Here is a 16,750-nt window from a genome sequence, read left to right as displayed (position 1 = left end):
CTCTCAGGCCTCGGGGACGTTGGCGTCGAGCTCGTCGAGCCAGGCGGCACCCGCTGCATCGGACGGCATACGCCAGTCGCCTCGCGGGGAGAGGGAGCCGCCCGCGACGACCTTGGGGCCGTTGGGCAGCGCGGAGCGCTTGAACTGGTTGCCGAAGTAGCGCCGCACGAAGACCTCGAGCCAGTGGCGGATCGTCGCGAGGTCGTATGCCGTCCGCTCCGACTCGGGGAAGCCCGCGGGCCACTCCCCCGCCTCGCTGTCGCGCCACGCGTGCCAGGCGAGGAAGGCGATCTTCGAGGGCCGGTAACCGCGGCGCAGCACGTGGAAGAGCGTGAAGTCCTGCAGCGAGTAGGGGCCGATCTTCGCCTGCGTGCTCTGCGGCTTCTCGCCCTCCTTGGCCGGCACGAGCTCGGGCGTGATCTCGGTGTCGAGGATGGAGGTGAGCGTCTCGCCGACGTGGTCCTCGAACTGCGCCGACGTGACGACCCACCGGATGAGGTGCTGCATGAGGGTCTTCGGCACTCCGGCGTTGACGCCGTAGTGGCTCATCTGGTCGCCGACACCGTAGGTGCACCAGCCGAGCGCGAGCTCCGAGAGGTCACCGGTGCCGAGCACGATGCCGCCGCGCTGGTTGGCGATGCGGAAGAGGTAGTCGGTGCGCAGCCCGGCCTGGACGTTCTCGAAGGTCACGTCGTAGACCTCCTCGCCGCGCCCGAAGGGATGCCCCATCGCCTCGAGCATCTGGGTCGCCGCGGGGCGGATGTCGAGCTCCTCCCACGTCACGTCGAGCGACTCCATGAGCGCGATCGCGTTGCCCTTGGTGTGGTCGCTCGTCGCGAAGCCCGGCATCGTGAAGGCGAGGATGTCGCTGCGAGGCCGGTCCAGCCGGTCCATCGCCTTGGCCGCAACGATGAGGGCGTGCGTGCTGTCGAGGCCGCCGCTGACGCCGATGACGATCGTGGGGTTGCCGATCGCCTTGAGCCGCTGCTCGAGCCCCGAGACCTGGATGTTGTAGGCCTCGTAGCAGTCGAGGGCGAGGCGTGCCTCGTCGTCGGGGACGAAGGGGAAGCGGTCGACCTTGCGCAGCAGGCCGATGTCGTCGGTCGGAGGGTCGAGCAGGAGCTCGATCGTGCGGAAACCGCCCACTCGATCTGCCAGGGTGCGCCGGTTGTCGTCGAAGGTGCCCTGCCGCTGGCGCTCCTGACGCAGCAGGTCGAGGTCGATGTCGGTGACGGAGGCGCGAGGCCCCTCCGGGAAGCGCTCGCTCTCGGCGAGGAGCGCACCGTTCTCGTAGACCATCGTCATGCCGTCCCACGAGAGGTCGGTCGAGCTCTCACCCTCGCCGGCCGCGGCATACAGGTAGGCGGCGAGGCAGCGGGCCGATGCGCTGCGTGCGAGGAGGTGGCGGTCCTCCGCGCGCGCGACGGTGATGGGCGAGCCGGAGATGTTGGCGAGGACGGTGGCGCCCGCGAGCGCCGCCTCGTGGCTCGGGGGCACCGGCACCCACATGTCCTCGCACACCTCGACGTGGACGACGAACCCGGGCACGTCGGTGGCGCGGAAGAGCAGGTCGGGACCGAAGGGCACCCGGTCGCCGGCGACCTCGATCGTCTGGCCGCGCTGGTCGTCGCCGGGCGCGAAGTGGCGCCGCTCGTAGAACTCGCGGTAGGTCGGCAGGTAGGACTTCGGGGCGACGCCGATGACGGCACCGTCGTGGACGACGACGGCACAGTTGTAGAGCCGCGAGCCGTGCTCGAGCGGTGCCCCGACGACGACGACGGGGCGGAGCCCGGCGGTGGCCTCGGCGACCCGCGCGATGGCGTCGTCGACCGCGTCGAGCAGGGGGTCCTGGAGCAGCAGGTCGTCGATGGCATACCCCGACAGCCCGAGCTCGGGGAAGATCGCGAGCGCGACGCCGTCCTCGTGCAGCTCGCGCACCTGGGCGATGACGGCGTCGGCGTTGCGCTCCGGGTCGGCGACGGTCACGGGCAGCGTGCAGGCCGCGACCCGGGCGAAGCCCTGGGCGTAGGAGCTGTAGAAGTCCATGGCCACAGTCAAGCGCACGCGAGGTGTGACCGGAGACTCGCCGAGTCCGGGCGCCGTGACCGGACTATTCTCACTACCATTCGTAGTAGCCAGGCGGACTCGCCCGACCACGACGGGAAGCTATCGCGAAAGGCGGCGACCATGTCTTCGAACGACACCAACCCCGTGCACGAACTCCACCCCGAGGAGTGCTGGGAGTTCCTGCGCACGCACGAGTTCGGCCGCCTCGGCTACCACCTCGCCGACGAGGTGCACATCGTGCCGATCAACTACGCGGTCAAGGACGACCGGCTCTACTTCCTCACCGCCGAGGGCAGCAAGCTGCTCGGCGTCACGATGAACGCCGACGTCGCCTTCGAGGTCGACGAGGTCGTCGACGAGCACGCGACGAGCGTCGTGGTGCGCGGTCGCGCCCGCCACCTCGAGGGGTCCGCCGCGTGGATCATTGATCAGCTGCCGCTGCGGCCCTGGGTCGACACCGAGAAGTACATCGTCGTCGAGATCAGGGCCGACGAGGTCACCGGCCGCCGCTTCGACCTGCACCGGCCGTGGCTGCACGCCCGGGTCGACACCGCCTGACTCAGCTCGTCCTACCCCGGACGTCCGAACGCGTCCGATCGGGGTAAGGATCTCGTGCCCGGGTCGAGGGGGAGCGCAGGGCGCTCCGGTCGCGCGGGCTCCGTTCGTGGGAGCCCGCGCCACTCCCCCGGGCGTGGGGCGCGCTGTCAGCCGACGGCGTCGGCGTGGCTTGTCAGCCGACGGCGTCGCGAGCCGCGACGAACGCTGCCACGCACGCCCGCACGTCGTCCTCGGAGTGCGCCGCCGAGAGCTGCACCCGGATGCGGGCCTTGCCGCGCGGAACGACGGGGAAGCTGAAGGCGATGACGTAGACCCCGTTGCCGAGCATGTGGTCGGCGATCTCGGCAGCGCGGCGAGCGCCGTCGTCGCCGGGGAACATCACCGGGCGGATCGGGTGGGTGCCGGGCAGCAGGTCGAAGCCGGCCTCGGTCATGAGCGAGTGGAAGAGCGCCGTGTTGGCCTTGAGCGTCTCGCGCTTCTCTGCGGAGGAGGCGACGAGCTCGAGCGCCGCCAGCGACCCCGCGACGACGGCCGGCGCCACGGAGTTGGAGAAGAGGTACGGCCGCGAACGCTGGCGCAGCAGGTCGACGATCTCCTGGTGGCTCGAGACGTAGCCGCCGGAGGCACCGCCGAGGGCCTTGCCGAGCGTGCCGGTGAGGATGTCGACGCGGTCCATGACGCCGAAGAGCTCGGGCGTGCCGCGGCCGCCGTCTCCGACGAAGCCCACGGCGTGGGAGTCGTCGACGAAGACGAGCGCGCCGAACTCGTCTGCGAGGTCGCAGATCTCGTCGAGGGGCGCATGCGACCCGTCCATCGAGAAGACGCCGTCGGTGACGACGACGACACGCTTGGCGCCGGCCGTCCGCGCCGCCTCGAGCTGGGTGCGGAGGTCGGCCATGTCGGCGTTCTTGTAGCGATAGCGCATCGCCTTCGACAGACGCACGCCGTCGATGATCGACGCGTGGTTGAGCTCGTCGCTGATGATGGCGTCCTCTGCGTCGAAGAGCACCTCGAAGACACCGCCGTTGGCGTCGAAGCAGGAGGAGTAGAGGATCGTCGCCTCGGTGCCGAGGAAGTCGCTGATGCGCGACTCGAGACGCGTGTGCTGGGTCTGCGTGCCGCAGATGAAACGGACCGACGCCATGCCGAAGCCCCAGTCGTCGAGCGCCTGCTTGGCAGCCGCGATGACGCTCGGGTCGTCGGCCAGCCCGAGGTAGTTGTTGGCGCAGAAGTTGAGCGCCTCCGCCTTGAGCGTCGTCACGTGCGCTGCCTGCGGAGACGTGAGCTCGCGCTCCCGCTTGTAGAGCCCGGCCTCCTCGATCTCGCGCAGGGTCTCGGCGATCTCGTCCTTGACTGAGCCGTACATCGGTGTCCTTCGCAGGTCGGCGGGGTGAGCGACACCGCAAGGGTATGCCGCCCGGCCGGCTCGCCGGGCCGCCCGCGCCGCTCCCACGACGCCCTCGGCGTCACGCGTTCGGCGGGGTTCGTCGATCCGGCTCCGGCGGGCTCCGGGCAGGAGCACTCTGGAAGGAGCCCCCGGGGGACGCACGAGAGGAATCAGTCATGACAAGCCACCAGGGCGACCTCGCCCTCCTGCAGGAACCCGTCGCCCAGCGACTTCTGCAGTCGACGTTCCCCGCCCGCCTCGCCTACGTGTGGACCGACGGCACGCCCCGGGTGGTGCCGATCGGCTTCCACTGGAACGGCTCGGAGGTCGTCTTCGGCACGCCGCCCGACGCGCCGAAGATGAAGGCACTCCATGACGGCGACTGGGCAGCGGTGTCGATCGACACCGACGAGATGCCCTACCAGGTGCTCCAGATCCGCGGCCGGGTGCGCACCGACACGGTCGACGGCGTCGCTCCGGAGTATGCGGCGTGCGCCAGACGCATGATGGGCGACGAGGCCGGGGACGAGTGGGTCGCCAACGTCGGGAGGATGTCGAGCCGCATGAGCCGGGTCTTCCTCACCCCGGAGTGGGTCGCCCTGCTCGACTTCCAGACCCGCTTCCCGAGCGCCATCGAGCGCGCGATGGAGAAGGCAGCGGGCTGAGGCAAGCGGACGAACTGCTCTCTCGATCGGGGCGGTGGGCGGCTGGTTTCCCGTGAGTACGCCGTGAGGTTGGCCGAACTCGCTGTATCACCCTGACGGGCGGAGAACACTGGTGAGAAGGCCGCCGCCGCGCGGATCCGCACGGCACTCGGGTCGAACACGCTGGTCGAAGGAGTGCACCATGGCGAAGCGAGCCCTGCTCATCGGGGTCAACGAGTACGCCATCCCCGGAGCCAACCTCCGGGGCTGCGTCAACGACGTGCACACCATCGCCGGGGCCCTCACCGACCTCTACGGGTTCGCGCCCGCGGACATCACCATGCTCGTCGACGAGGACGCCACGAAGGCCGCGATGACGCATTCGATCGCCGAGCTCGTCGACACGGCAGGTCCGGGCGACGTGCTGTACTTCCACTACTCGGGCCACGGCTCCAACGTGCCCGACACGAACGGAGACGAGGTCACCGACCACCGCGACGAGATCCTCTGCCCCCACGACCTCGACTGGAACGACCCGCTGACGGACGACTGGCTGCGCAGCACCTTCGACCGGCTCAACCCGGCAGCGTCGCTCACCGTCGTCATGGACTGCTGCCACTCCGGCAGCAACACGCGAGAGCCGCACCTGCCGGGCGCCCCTGAGCCAGAGGTGGTCTCGCGCTTCCTGCCCAACCCTGACGACGAGCAGGCCGGAGGCGAGTTCACCGGCACACCCAAGCGGCGCAGGAGGCGAAGCTCCGGAAACGTGCACGACGTCGGCATCACGGAGACCCTCATCAGCGGCTGCCGCGACGACCAGACGTCGGCCGATGCCCACATCGACGGCAGCTTCAGCGGCGCCCTCACGTACTACCTCGTGCGGGCCATGCGCGACGAGCCCGGCGCGACCTACCGCCGCCTGCACGAGAAGACCCTCGCCGGGCTGCACAACGCCTACGAGCAGGTGCCGCAGCTCGAGGGCCGGGCCGCCCGCTTCGACCAGGTCTTCCTCTCCCCCCTCGCCTGACGATGTCGACGCCCACGGTCAGTCCTCCGCCGGTCGAGCCCACGCCCGTCGAGCCGACGTCCGAGCGCACCACCGCGCTCCCACCCGAGCCAGGACCTGCTGAGCCCGCACCCGCCGAGCCAGAACCTGTCGAGCCTGCACCCGCCGCCGAACGCACCGGGGAGCCCGTCGAGGCGCTCTCGGGGCAACAGACCGTCCCCGCGCCGGCGTCTGTGCCCTCTGCGCCGTCTGCGCCGTATGCGCCGTCTGCGTCGGACGACGAGCAGGACCCGGATCGGCTACCGACGATTGTCCGCGTCTCGCACGGCGACCTCCGTTTCGCACGGCACCACGTCCTCGTCGGTCACTACCCCGGCGGCACCCTCATCGGTGCCGAAGCCGCCCTCGACGACCTGCTCGACGGGCGCCTCTCGCGCGCCGCGGTGCTCGGCATCTATCCCGGACCGCTCGAGACGTGCCAGATCTTCACCGACCCGGAGGAGTGGACGAGACCCCCCGGCGCCATCGTCGCGGGCATGGGGCCGGTGGGCACCCTGAGCGCCGCCTCCCTCGCCCGGGCGGTCGCGCACGCGGCCCTGACATCGGCCCTCGCCAACCTGACCGTCGGCGCCTCGGCCCCCAGTGCCGGGGTGACCCAGCTCCAGCTCAGCAGCCTGCTCATCGGCACGGGTCCGGGCGGGCTGCCCGTGCGCGACAGCGTGCAGGCCCTGCTCACCGGCATCCAGCGCGCGAACGACCGGCTCGCTGACACCGACCTCGCCGTGCACATCGCCGAGCTCGAGATCATCGAGCTCTGGCAGGACCGGGCCCTGCAGGCCGTGGGGGCCGTCGGCTCGTCCCTCACGAGCGGTGAGCTCGCCGACTCCTTCTCCGCCGACCTCAGGCTCGAGGAGCGGCCCGGTCGGCAGCGCCGGCTCGTCTTCGAGCAGTCGGCAGGCTGGTGGCAGCAGGTGCGCGTGCGCACCGAGGACGACGGCGGCCTGACCTTCGAGGCCGCCATCCGCCGCGCCGGGGCGCCCACGCGCACGGTGCCCACGCAACGGGCGCTCGTCGACCGGCTCGTCGAGTCGCTCGTGGACTCGCCCTCACCGGACAGCTCCGCCTCGCGCACGCTCTTCGAGCTGCTCTTCCCCAACGAGCTCAAGGCGCAGGCCCCCGACACCGACAACCTCGTGCTCGTCGTCGACCAGGGCTCGGCGCACTACCCCTGGGAGCTGCTCGACGACCACGCCACCGAGGACGACCGGGTGCCGCTCGGGGTGCGCCGGGGCCTCGTGCGCCAGCTCGAGGGCTCCTCGATGCGCAGCCACGTGCTGTCGGCGACGGGTGACCGCGCGCTCGTCATCGGTGACACCGCGAGCGGTCTCACCGCCCTCCCAGCCGCTCAGAAGGAAGCCAAGGACGTCGGAGCCGCCTTGCGCAACAGCGGATTCCGGGCAGAGCCACTCATCGCCGAGAGCGGCACCAAGATCATCCAGTCGCTCTTCGACTCCGCCTACCGCGTCGTCCACCTCGCCGGTCACGGCGTCTACGACTGGCCACTGGGCGATGGCACGGACGCCCGGGTGACGGGCATGGTGCTCGGCAACGGCATGTACCTCACGGCCGGCGAGATCGGCCAGATGCGTCAGGTGCCCGAGCTCGTCGTCGTCAACTGCTGCCATCTCGGCGCCATGGGCGGCTCGCGGCCGGCATCGCCCGGGGCAGCACCCGGCACGGCGTCGGGCCGCACCTCGGGCAACTTCCACCGCCTGGCGGCGAGCATCGCCACCGAGCTCATCGACATCGGCGTGCGTGCCGTCGTCGCCTGCGGCTGGGCCGTCGACGACAAGGCCGCCTCCACCTTCGCGACGACCTTCTACACCAGGATGCTCGCGGGACTCACCTTCGGCGAGGCGATCGCCGCCGCGCGCTGGCAGACGTGGTCGGATCACCAGTCGGTCAACACGTGGGGCGCCTACCAGTGCTATGGCGACCCGGAGTACCGCCTCGCACCCGACGCGGTCGTGCACCGGGACGTCGCCCAGCTGCGTCCGGCGACGCCCGAGCAGGCCCGGGTCGAGATCGAGAACCTCAGCCAGTCGGTGGACATCAGCCGCAACTCGAAGGTCGGTATCCAGCGTCTTCAGCAGCTCTACGACGCGCTCCCGCAGGACGACCGCGACGACGACGCCCTCGAGGTGCTGCTGGCCCGCACGTACACGAAGTTCGGCGACGCCCGTCAGGCCACCGAGCACTTCCAGCGCACGCTCGAGCGCGGCGGGCTGGCCCTGACCGTGCGCGACTTCGAGGTGTGGATCGACCAGATGGTGCGGCTCGCCGCGACGACGATCGCGCAGGCCACCACGGCCAAGGCGATGACCGGTGCGACGAAGGGTGCGACGGCGACGGGCACGCCGGCGTCCCGGGCGCAGGCACCCGCACCGGCGGACGTCGACGAGGCCGTCGCCTCGATCGAGAGGGCAATCGCGCGGCTCCAGCAGCTTCTCGAGGACCCGGGCTCGCTCTTCCTCGGCGCCCAGACGCCCCCGCCCACACCGGCAGCCGCGCCCACCGCAACGCTGACGGCCGCGTCCGCGCCGCTCGACGGCGCGGACGGCTCGGCCCCCTCTCGGGTGCCGAGCGGAGCGAGCGTCGACCGGCTCTGGAGGGTCGCGAGCGCCTACAAGCTGCTCGCCCTCGTCACCTGCCCCGAGCGGCCCGGCTCGAGCTCGCGCACCGGCGACTGGTCGAGGACGCAGGATGCGCTGACCCGGATGGCCCAGTGGTTCGACGCAGCCCGCAGCGCGTGCGGGCCGACCGACCGTCGTCGTCTCGGCGCCCTGTCGAACTGGCTGGCGGCCGAGCTCGCGCTGCGGTGGCGGCCCGTGCCGGGCCGCGAGCCCCTCCCCAAGGACACCGCGCGCAGCCTCATCAGCCAGTCGCTCGCCGCAGCACGGGAGGAGGCGCACCTGTCGCGCACCTTCTGGACGGTGGCCGTCTATGCCGACCTCACGATGCTCGACGCCCTCTGGGGTCCTCGGGCGAGCGAGGACGAGGCCCGGGAGGCGCTCGGCCTCTATCGCCGGGCGAGCGAGATCGGCAGCGAGGAGCAGCTCCAGCAGGTGCGCGACCAGGTCTCCTTCCTCGTGGCGATGGCCGGCACGGAGGCGCGCGGCCGGGCGCGCTTCCTGCAGATCGTCCACGACGGTCTCGCCGCGATCGACGCCGACCTCGAGCGCAGCCCTGCCGACGGCCACGACGCCGCGTCGGCCGACGACGACTCCTGACGCGCGCCCGGCGGGTCAGCGGGTCAGCGAGCCCCACGCCCGTGACGTCTCCCACACCGCAACCGTCCTTGTCGATGTGCGGTCCGGATGCTGGACCTCTAGGGTTGCTGGGGTTTGCGGCAGTTCGGAGAAAACCGCCACAAACCCGGACGACCGCTGCCTCGACCACCCCTCGGAGGACTGACCCCGTGCACCACCGCTTTGCCGTCACCTGCCTCGCGACGGCCACCCTGCTGGCCCTCGGAGCGTGTGGAGGCGCCGCCCCCGAGGTGTCGCCGGAGGCCGCGAAGCACCCGGCATGGCTCCGGGTCTCCGAGATCGTCTGCCCGTCGGGCGCCGACCGCCAGGGCTCCCTCGACGAGCGCAAGGTGAGCTGCACCGACGAGGCCGGGCACCAGCTCGAGGCGACCTTCTACAACGCCCCGGTCGAGCTCGACCGGCGCGTCGCCACCTTCACGTGCGCGACCTCGGTCAAGTCGATCGCCGGCACCGACTGGATGGTGCCGGTCGTGCCCGACGACCGCGTCGCCGGCGCCCTGCTCGACTCGGGCGGCATCAACCTCTGCTGAGGTTGCGCAGCGCATCGCGCGCATTGACGGCGCAGCGGGCCGGATGCTGGCTCATGCGTCAGGCACGTCGGCCGCGTCAGGCACGTCGGGCAGGTCGAGGAAGCGCGTCGCGAGGTCGGCGAGCTCGCGCGGCGCATCCGCGTTGAGCACCGACCCGGCGGCCTCGATGACGGCCACCTCGCTGTGCGCGAGGAGACCCGCGAGCTGTTGCGCCGCGGCGATCCCCGCCTTGTCGCGCCCGCCCGCGACGAGCAGCGTCGGCGCCGTCACGTCACGCAGCGACTCGGTGCCGTCGAAGCCCTTGAGCGCATCGAGCACGGCGAGCATGCGCGGCCGCGACACCCCCGCATCGACGAGCTTGCTCTCGGGCACGAGACGCATCGCGAGCCGCTGCATCCTCAGCGCACCCTTCGAGGGGCGCACGAGCGGGCTGCCCAGCACGAGACGCCCGACGAGCTCGGGCCGCTCGACCGCGAGACGCAGGGCGACACTCGCCCCGACGGAGACCCCGAGGAAGTCGGCCTGCCGGATCCCCTGCAGCTCGAGATCGTCGGCGACGCCGCCGGCTGCGGCGGCGAGGTCGAACCCGACGGGGTCCTTGGGCTTGAGCCCGCGCATCCACGGCGCCGTCATCGGACGGCCGGCACCGAGGGCGGACACGACGTCCTGCCAGACGATGGGCGACTGCCCGAGCCCGTGCAGCAGCACGAGCGGGCGGGGGCGGGGGCTCGGGTCGGAGGCGGACGGCATACGGGCGCTCAGCTCCAGTCGAGGACGACCTTGCCGCACTGACCCGACTGCGCGGTCGCGAAGGCCTCCTCCCACTGCTCGGCGGGGAAGCGGTGGGTGATGACCTGGGCGACGGCGGCCCGGAAGCGCTCGGAGGTCGCGATCATCTGCGACATCGCGTACCACGTGTCATACATCTCGCGGCCGTAGATGCCCTTGAGCGTGATCATGTGGGTGATGACCTTGCCCCAGTCGAGGTCGTAGCCCCCGTGGGGCAGGCCGAGCAGGGCGATCCGGCCCCCGTGGTTCATGTTCGTGATGAGGTCGCTGACGGCGGGGGCGGCCCCCGACATCTCGAGACCGATGTCGAAGCCCTCCTTCATGCCGAGGTGTGCCTGCGCGTCGGCGAGGCTCTCGCGCGTGACGTTGATCGTGAGGTCGGCGCCGGCGTGCTCGGCGAGCGCGAGGCGGTAGTCGCTCGCGTCGGTGACGACGACGTAGCGGGCGCCCGCGTGCCGGGCGATCGCCGCGGCCATGACACCGATCGGGCCGGCGCCGGTGATGACGACGTCCTCACCGACCATCGGCCACTGCAGCGCCGTGTGCGTGGCGTTGCCGAGCGGGTCGAAGACCGCGCCGAGGTCGGGGTCGAGGTCGGCGGGCTGGACCCACGCGTTGCTCGCGGGGATGACGACGTAGTCGGCGAAGGCACCGTCGCGGCCCACGCCGATGCCCTGGGTGCGGATGCAGAGGTGGCGGCGCCCGGCGCGGCAGTTGCGGCAGCGTCCGCACACGATGTGGCCCTCACCCGACGCCCGGTCGCCGATGGCGACTCCCGTGACGTCCTCACCGACCTCGACGACCTCACCGTAGAACTCGTGGCCGATGACGAGCGGGGGCTTGACGACCGACTGCGCCCACTCGTCCCAGCCGGCGAGGTGCAGGTCGGTGCCGCAGATGCCGGCGCGCAGGACCTTGATCTTGACGTCGGCCGGGCCGCAGACGGGCTCGGGTCGATCGGTGAGCTCGAGCCCGGGGCCCGCTGACAGCTTCGTGAGTGCGCGCACGGGGAGAGTCTGCCACCAGCGATACTGGTGCCGTGCCAGACCCGGAAGCCGGCCTCCGATCAGGCGACGGCCCGCGCGTGGCCATCGCCGTCGCCCACCTGCGGTCCGCGGGTGAGCGCGTCACCCCGGCGCGGTATGCCGTCCTGCGCGTCCTCGACGCCGCCGACCTGTCCGACGAGCACCTCAGCGCCGAGCAGATCGGCAGCCGGGTGGCGGAGGCCGAGCCGTCGGTGCACCGCGCCACGGTCTATCGCTGCCTGACCTCGCTCGTCGAGGCGGGTGTCGTGTCGCACGTGCACCTCGGCGGGTCGGCGACCGTCTACCACCTCACCGACGAACCCCCCTCTGCGGCAACGGGTCTGGGGCACGCGCACGTGCAGTGCTCCTCCTGCGGCCGCGTCATCGACGTGCCGCACGACACCCTCGAGCCGGTCGCGGCCCGGCTGCGCGACGAGCTCGGCTTCCGGCTCGACACGACCCACGCCGCCCTGCTCGGCACCTGCCGCGACTGCACCTGAGAACGCCGGGAGGGTTCGGTCACATCGCGGCGCCGACGGCGGCCGATCGCGGTTGACTGGAAGGGAGGCGCTGTCGCGCCGGGGCGGCGCCACGCACCGGAGGGGGCGAGCGGCATGGCCGCCATCGAGGTCCAGGGCCTTCGGAAGGTCTATGGAGACGTCGCAGCAGTCGACGGGATCGACCTGACCATCGACGAGGGTGAGGTCGTCGCACTGCTCGGGCCCAACGGGGCCGGCAAGACGACGACCGTCGAGATCCTCGAGGGCTACCGGGCACCCGACGGCGGCACGGTGTCGGTCCTGGGCCACGACCCGCAGACCGGGGGCCGCGCCTTCCGCGAGCGCATCGGCATCGTCCTGCAGGAGGCCGGCTTCGAGGACAGTTTCACCCCGCGCGAGCTGCTCCGGCTCCACGCGGGCTACTACCCGCACCCCCGGCCCGTCGACGAGGTCATCGCCCTGACGGGTCTCGAGGAGAAGGCCGACGCCCGGGTGCGCGCCCTCTCCGGGGGCCAGCGTCGCCGCCTCGACCTCGCCCTCGGCATCATCGGAGACCCCGACCTGCTCTTCCTCGACGAGCCGACGACGGGCTTCGACCCCTCGGCGCGACGGCGGGCCTGGGAGCTCGTCGAGCGCCTGCGCGACCTCGGCGCCACCATCTTGCTGACGACGCACTACCTCGACGAGGCCGAGCACCTCGCCGACCGCGTCGTGGTCATCGACCACGGTCGGGTCGTCGCCCAGGGCACGCCCGACGAGCTCGCGTCCGCCGCCGGGGGCGCGACAATCATCTCGTTCCGCCTCCCCGCGGGCCTCACCGCCCTCGACCTGCCCGACCTGGGTCTCGAGCGCCGCACGGCGGGCAGCGTCATCGAGGTGCGCACGGAGACACCGACGGCCGACGTCGCGACGCTCGCGGCGTGGGCCCTCGAGCGCGGTCTCGAGCTCGAGGCCCTGACCCTCGCCCGTCCCAGCCTCGAGGACGTCTACCTCGACCTCGTCGGCGAGCAGGCCCAGGTCGAGATGGTGCCGTCATGAGCGCCGTCGCCGCCCCGCACGCCGGCCACCACGCGCCCGGCGCTGACGTGGGCATGCTCGGGCGCCAGGTCCGCCACGAGCTCGTCACCCTCACCCGCACGCCGATCACGCTCATCCTCAGCATCGGCCTGCCCCTGCTCTTCTTCGTGCTGCTCTCGGCGCTCGTCGGCAACCAGGTCCTCGACGAGACCAACGGCGTGCGCCTCGTGCAGTACCTCGCGCCCGGCATGGCGTCCTTCGGCGTCGTCATGGCGACCTTCTCGTTCCTCGCCGTCGGGCTCGCCGAGGCCCGCGCGAGCGGTGTCATCAAGCGACAGGCCGGCTCCCCGGCGCCGCGCTGGGTCCTCATCGGCGGCCGGGTGGGCGCCGCCGTCGTGCTCGGACTCACCTCCACCGCGCTCGTCATCACCGCGGGCGTGCTCTTCTACGACCTCATCGTTCCGAGCCGCTCGGTGGTCGCCATCGTCGTCACCCTGCTCCTCGCGTCGGCGTGCTTCAGCGCCCTCGGCCTCGCCCTCGCGATGGCGCTGCCGACGATGCAGCTGACGCTCGCGGTGTCCAACGGCGTCGTCATCCCGCTCGCCTTCATCTCCGACATGTTCATGCTGGGCGGTCAGCTGCCGACGTGGCTCGCGACGATCGGCTGGATCTTCCCCCTCAAGCACCTCACCGCCCTCTTCGCCGACGCCCTCAACCCCTACCTCACGGGCAGCGGCTTCGAGCTCGACCACCTCGCGGTCATCGCCCTCTGGGGCCTCGCCGGCGCGCTCGTCGCCACAGCCCTGCTGCGCCGCGACCGCGACCGCGACGCCACGCACGGGTCGGGCGCCGGCACCGTCAGCCACACCCGGGCGAGGGCCGCCGACGCCGTGCCGCGCCGTGCCGCCACGCCCTCGCTCGGCGCGCTCCTGCTCGACCAGGTGCGCCATGCCCAGTCCATCCTCTGGCGCGACGCGTCATCGGTCTTCTTCGCCGTCGCGTTCCCCGTCGTGCTCGTCGCGATCATCCCGGCCGTCAACGGTGGCGGCGACCAGATCATGTCGAACGGCCTGTCCCTCGGCACGTTCTACGCCGCGACGATGGCGGTCTACGGCGCCGCCGTGACGGCCTACGTCAACATGCCGCAGGGCGTCGCCGAGGACCGGGAGCGAGGCGTGCTCAAGCGCACCGGTGGCACGCCGCTGCCCACCCCCGCCCTCCTCGTGGGCCGGGTCGCCGGGGCGCTCGCGGTCTCCCTCGTCACGGGGCTCGCCATCGTCGTGCTCACGGGTCTGGCCTACCGGCCCGGCTGGCCGTCCGGGATGGCCGCCGCCGCCGTCACGCTCGTCGTCGCGACGGTGTGCTTCGCCGTCGTCGGCCTCGCCGTCATGACCTTCGTGCGCTCGGCCCAGGGCGTCGTCGGCGTGACCCTCGGCACGCTGCTCCCGCTCGCCTTCATCTCCGACATCTTCGTCGTCGGAGCGAGCTTCCCACCCGTCGTCGAAGCGATCTCGTGGCTCTTCCCGTTGCGCCACGCGGCACGCGCGATGACCGAGTCGATCGCCCCGGCCACCAGTGGCCTCGCGTGGGGTCACCTGGCCGTGCTCCTCGCCTGGACCCTGGCCGGGGCGGTCGTCCTCGCCCTGCGCTACCGCCCCGAGGCGAGGGAGTCCGGCCACACCGCCGGGAAACAGACCCCGGCTCAGACCGCTCTGACGTCGAGCAGGTAGCCCTGGGCCGGCCCGATCACCGGCACGGGCAGCCCCACGCCGGTGAGGACCGACCCCGGCACGACGAAGCCGTCCTCACCGAGGGCGCGGTCCCACCACGCGGGCGGGGTCAGCTGCACGACGGCCGGCAAGCCCGCCTCGGGACGCAGCCGGACGGCATACGTACGGCTGGGGTCGAGGCCGGGCAGCGGCACCGCACCGGTCACGGCGTCACGTCCCGTGACGAGGCGGGCGACGGTGTATGCCGCCCTCCCGCCGTCGGGCGCGACGGTGCCCGTCACGTGGAGCGTGCCGTCAGGCGTCTCGCTGCGCACGAGGTCGCCGGAGTGCAGGAGCGGGCGAAGCTCGCGGGCGAGCGCTGTCCAGGCCGTCAGCTGCTCGAGCTCGGCGGCCGAGCAGCTGCTGATGTCCCACTCGAGGCCGGCGTGGCCCTGCAGCGCCATGAGCATGCGGAAGCCGAGGTCGACGGTGCGGTAGGTCGTGTGTGCGGTCGCGGGGCCGATGTGGGTGCCCATGAGCTCCGCGGGCACGAGCAGGCTCGTCCAGCGCTGGATGCTCGCGCGCTCGAGCGCGTCGTTGCAGTCGCTCGTCCAGACGCGGTCGGTGCGGTCCAGCACGCCGAGGTCGACGCGCGCGCCGCCGCTGCTGCACGACTCGATCTCGAGACGCGGGTGCCGCGCCCTGAGGTCGTCGAGCAGGCGGTAGAACGCGAGGGTGTGGGCGTGCACCGCTGGTGCGTCGACGAGCCGGCGGCTGTCCGCAGTCGTGACGGAGTGCACGGCCTCGAGCAGGTCGCGGTTGTGGTCCCACTTGATGTAGTCGATGCCGTACTCCGCGACGAGGCCGCTGATGCGGTCGAGCAGGAGGGCGAAGGCGTCCTGGTTCGTCAGGTCGAGCAGCTGCTGGAAGCGCCACTCGCGCGGGGAGCCGTCGGCCGGGCGCAGCACCCAGTCCGGGTGCGCGCGCACGAGGTCGCTGTCCTCGTTGACCATCTCGGGCTCGAACCACAGCCCGAACTCGAGGCCCAGGCCCTTGACGTGGTCGACGAGCAGGCCGAGCCCGTTCGGCCACACGTCCGGCGAGACGACCCAGTCGCCGAGCCCCGCCCGGTCGTTGCGGCGTCCGCCGAACCAGCCGTCGTCGAGGACGAAGCGCTCGACGCCGATCCGGGAGGCCGTGTCGGCGAGCGCCTTGAGGTGGTCGAGGTCGGTCTCGAAGTAGACGGCCTCCCACGTGTTGAGCACGACCGGCCGCGGCCGGGAGGGGTGCCCGGGGCGCGCCCGCAGGCTCCGGTGCAGCCGGCGCGAGAGGCCGTCGAGGCCGTCGGTGGAGTGGACGAAGACGACCGTCGGGGCGGCATACGTCTCGCCCGGCTGGAGGCGCACCTCACCGGGCGCGAGCAGCTCGCCGCCGCCGATGACGGCGTGGTGGCGCCCGGCGCCCTCGGGAAGCGCCTCGACGAGGTGCTCGTGGTTGCCGCTCCACGCCGTGTGGACGGCCCAGACCTCACCGGAGCGCCAGTCGAAGCCGTGGGTGCCGGCCATCAGGAACAGGGTGGCGTCGTGGCCGGTGCGGCCCCGGCGGCTCGCGCGCAGGTGTGTGCCGTGGTCGAGGCGGCTGCGCTGCGGCGAACGCTCGCGGCACCAGCGACCGGTGAGGTCGAGCACCTCGTCGGCACGCGGCGGCAGCGGCAGGATGGCGCGGAGGGCAGCGACGTCGAGGGGCACGGTGTCGTCGCCGCGGTTGGTGACGGAGGCATCCACCCGGAGCACCCCGTGGTCGTCGAGCGCGTGCCGCAGCTCGAGGCGTATGCCGTCCGGCGAGGTGGCCCGTGTGACGGCTGTGCCCTCGACGACCTCGCACGTCACGTCGTGCCAGCGGACCGCGCCCGCAGCGCCGCCCCGGTGACCCGACCAGCCGGGCGTGCCCGCCCACCCGTCCGCCTCACCGGGCAGCAGGGTGAGCGGCCAGGCCGCGTCGAGCGCGCTGTGCGGCACGGGCGCGAGGGTCGCCACTCCGAGGGCTTCGTAGGCCGAGGCGCCGCCCTCGAGCGCCGCACCCCAGTGCAGCACCTCGGGCAGTCCGGACCCGCCGGCCCGCGGCTCGAGGACGAGCGCGGTGCCGGCGGACTCCAGATGGACGGTCGTGCGGTGAGGTGTGGTGGTCAC

At 72.2% G+C, this 16,750-nt stretch carries 13 protein-coding genes; 8 read left to right on the top strand and 5 right to left on the bottom strand.

From position 1 onward, the window contains the following. Window positions 1-3: 3 nt before the first annotated feature. Window positions 4-2,046 carry an NAD(+) synthase gene (locus FBY41_RS21080; RefSeq protein WP_141846866.1) on the bottom strand — a complete coding sequence of 681 codons (2,043 nt, stop codon included), beginning with the start codon at window positions 2,044-2,046 and terminating at the stop codon, window positions 4-6. Between the two features lie 141 nt (window positions 2,047-2,187). Here FBY41_RS21080 and FBY41_RS21075 point away from each other — a divergent pair, with 141 nt between their 5' ends. Next, the gene (locus FBY41_RS21075; protein WP_141846864.1) at window positions 2,188-2,625 is read left to right on the top strand and encodes a pyridoxamine 5'-phosphate oxidase family protein; all 438 of its coding nucleotides are present in this window, start codon (window positions 2,188-2,190) and stop codon (window positions 2,623-2,625) included. Window positions 2,626-2,797: 172 nt separating this feature from the next. On the opposite strand, the gene FBY41_RS21070 is transcribed toward FBY41_RS21075, so the two are convergent. After that, on the bottom strand, window positions 2,798-3,991 hold the full coding sequence (locus FBY41_RS21070) for a glycine C-acetyltransferase (protein ID WP_141846862.1): 1,194 nt from the start codon (window positions 3,989-3,991) through the stop codon (window positions 2,798-2,800). 197 nt (window positions 3,992-4,188) lie between these two features. Between FBY41_RS21070 and FBY41_RS21065 the strand changes: the two genes are divergently transcribed. The 4 genes from FBY41_RS21065 (at window position 4,189) to FBY41_RS21050 (ending at window position 9,521) form a co-directional block, all read left to right on the top strand. Further along, the gene (locus tag FBY41_RS21065) at window positions 4,189-4,677 is read left to right on the top strand and encodes a pyridoxamine 5'-phosphate oxidase family protein (RefSeq protein ID WP_141846860.1); all 489 of its coding nucleotides are present in this window, start codon (window positions 4,189-4,191) and stop codon (window positions 4,675-4,677) included. A gap of 181 nt (window positions 4,678-4,858) precedes the next feature. After that, on the top strand, window positions 4,859-5,683 hold the full coding sequence (locus FBY41_RS21060; protein WP_141846858.1) for a caspase family protein: 825 nt from the start codon (window positions 4,859-4,861) through the stop codon (window positions 5,681-5,683). A gap of 2 nt (window positions 5,684-5,685) precedes the next feature. Continuing rightward, the gene (locus FBY41_RS21055; RefSeq protein ID WP_141846856.1) at window positions 5,686-8,952 is read left to right on the top strand and encodes a CHAT domain-containing protein; all 3,267 of its coding nucleotides are present in this window, start codon (window positions 5,686-5,688) and stop codon (window positions 8,950-8,952) included. Window positions 8,953-9,140: 188 nt separating this feature from the next. After that, the gene (locus FBY41_RS21050; RefSeq protein ID WP_141846854.1) at window positions 9,141-9,521 is read left to right on the top strand and encodes a hypothetical protein; all 381 of its coding nucleotides are present in this window, start codon (window positions 9,141-9,143) and stop codon (window positions 9,519-9,521) included. Between the two features lie 51 nt (window positions 9,522-9,572). Here the strand turns inward: FBY41_RS21050 and FBY41_RS21045 are convergent, their stop codons facing one another. Together FBY41_RS21045 and tdh are read right to left on the bottom strand one after the other, a co-directional pair. Then, on the bottom strand, window positions 9,573-10,271 hold the full coding sequence (locus FBY41_RS21045) for an alpha/beta fold hydrolase (RefSeq protein ID WP_141846852.1): 699 nt from the start codon (window positions 10,269-10,271) through the stop codon (window positions 9,573-9,575). 8 nt (window positions 10,272-10,279) lie between these two features. Next, window positions 10,280-11,317, bottom strand: a complete 1,038-nt coding sequence (gene tdh / locus FBY41_RS21040; RefSeq protein ID WP_141846850.1) for an L-threonine 3-dehydrogenase — start codon at window positions 11,315-11,317, stop codon at window positions 10,280-10,282. Window positions 11,318-11,349: 32 nt separating this feature from the next. Here tdh and FBY41_RS21035 point away from each other — a divergent pair, with 32 nt between their 5' ends. The 3 genes from FBY41_RS21035 to FBY41_RS21025 all read left to right on the top strand — a co-directional run bounded on the left by FBY41_RS21035 (window position 11,350) and on the right by FBY41_RS21025 (window position 14,582). Continuing rightward, window positions 11,350-11,835, top strand: coding sequence for a Fur family transcriptional regulator (locus tag FBY41_RS21035; protein ID WP_260439957.1), 486 nt, complete (start codon window positions 11,350-11,352; stop codon window positions 11,833-11,835). Window positions 11,836-11,949: 114 nt separating this feature from the next. Beyond that, window positions 11,950-12,873: an ABC transporter ATP-binding protein gene (locus FBY41_RS21030; protein WP_141846848.1), complete on the top strand. Its 924-nt coding sequence runs from the start codon at window positions 11,950-11,952 to the stop codon at window positions 12,871-12,873. Further along, on the top strand, window positions 12,870-14,582 hold the full coding sequence (locus FBY41_RS21025; RefSeq protein ID WP_141846846.1) for an ABC transporter permease: 1,713 nt from the start codon (window positions 12,870-12,872) through the stop codon (window positions 14,580-14,582). Before FBY41_RS21030 ends, FBY41_RS21025 begins: the two co-directional genes overlap by 4 nt. On the opposite strand, the gene FBY41_RS21020 is transcribed toward FBY41_RS21025, so the two are convergent. Beyond that, the gene (locus tag FBY41_RS21020) at window positions 14,555-16,750 is read right to left on the bottom strand and encodes an alpha-galactosidase (RefSeq protein WP_141846844.1); all 2,196 of its coding nucleotides are present in this window, start codon (window positions 16,748-16,750) and stop codon (window positions 14,555-14,557) included. The two genes, FBY41_RS21025 and FBY41_RS21020, sit on opposite strands and share 28 nt — an antisense overlap.

This window comes from Humibacillus xanthopallidus (assembly GCF_006716675.1).
Lineage (GTDB): Bacteria > Actinomycetota > Actinomycetes > Actinomycetales > Dermatophilaceae > Humibacillus > Humibacillus xanthopallidus_B.
The sequence above is the reverse complement of the archived record's forward strand: the minus strand, read 5'-3'. Positions and strand labels throughout refer to the sequence as shown.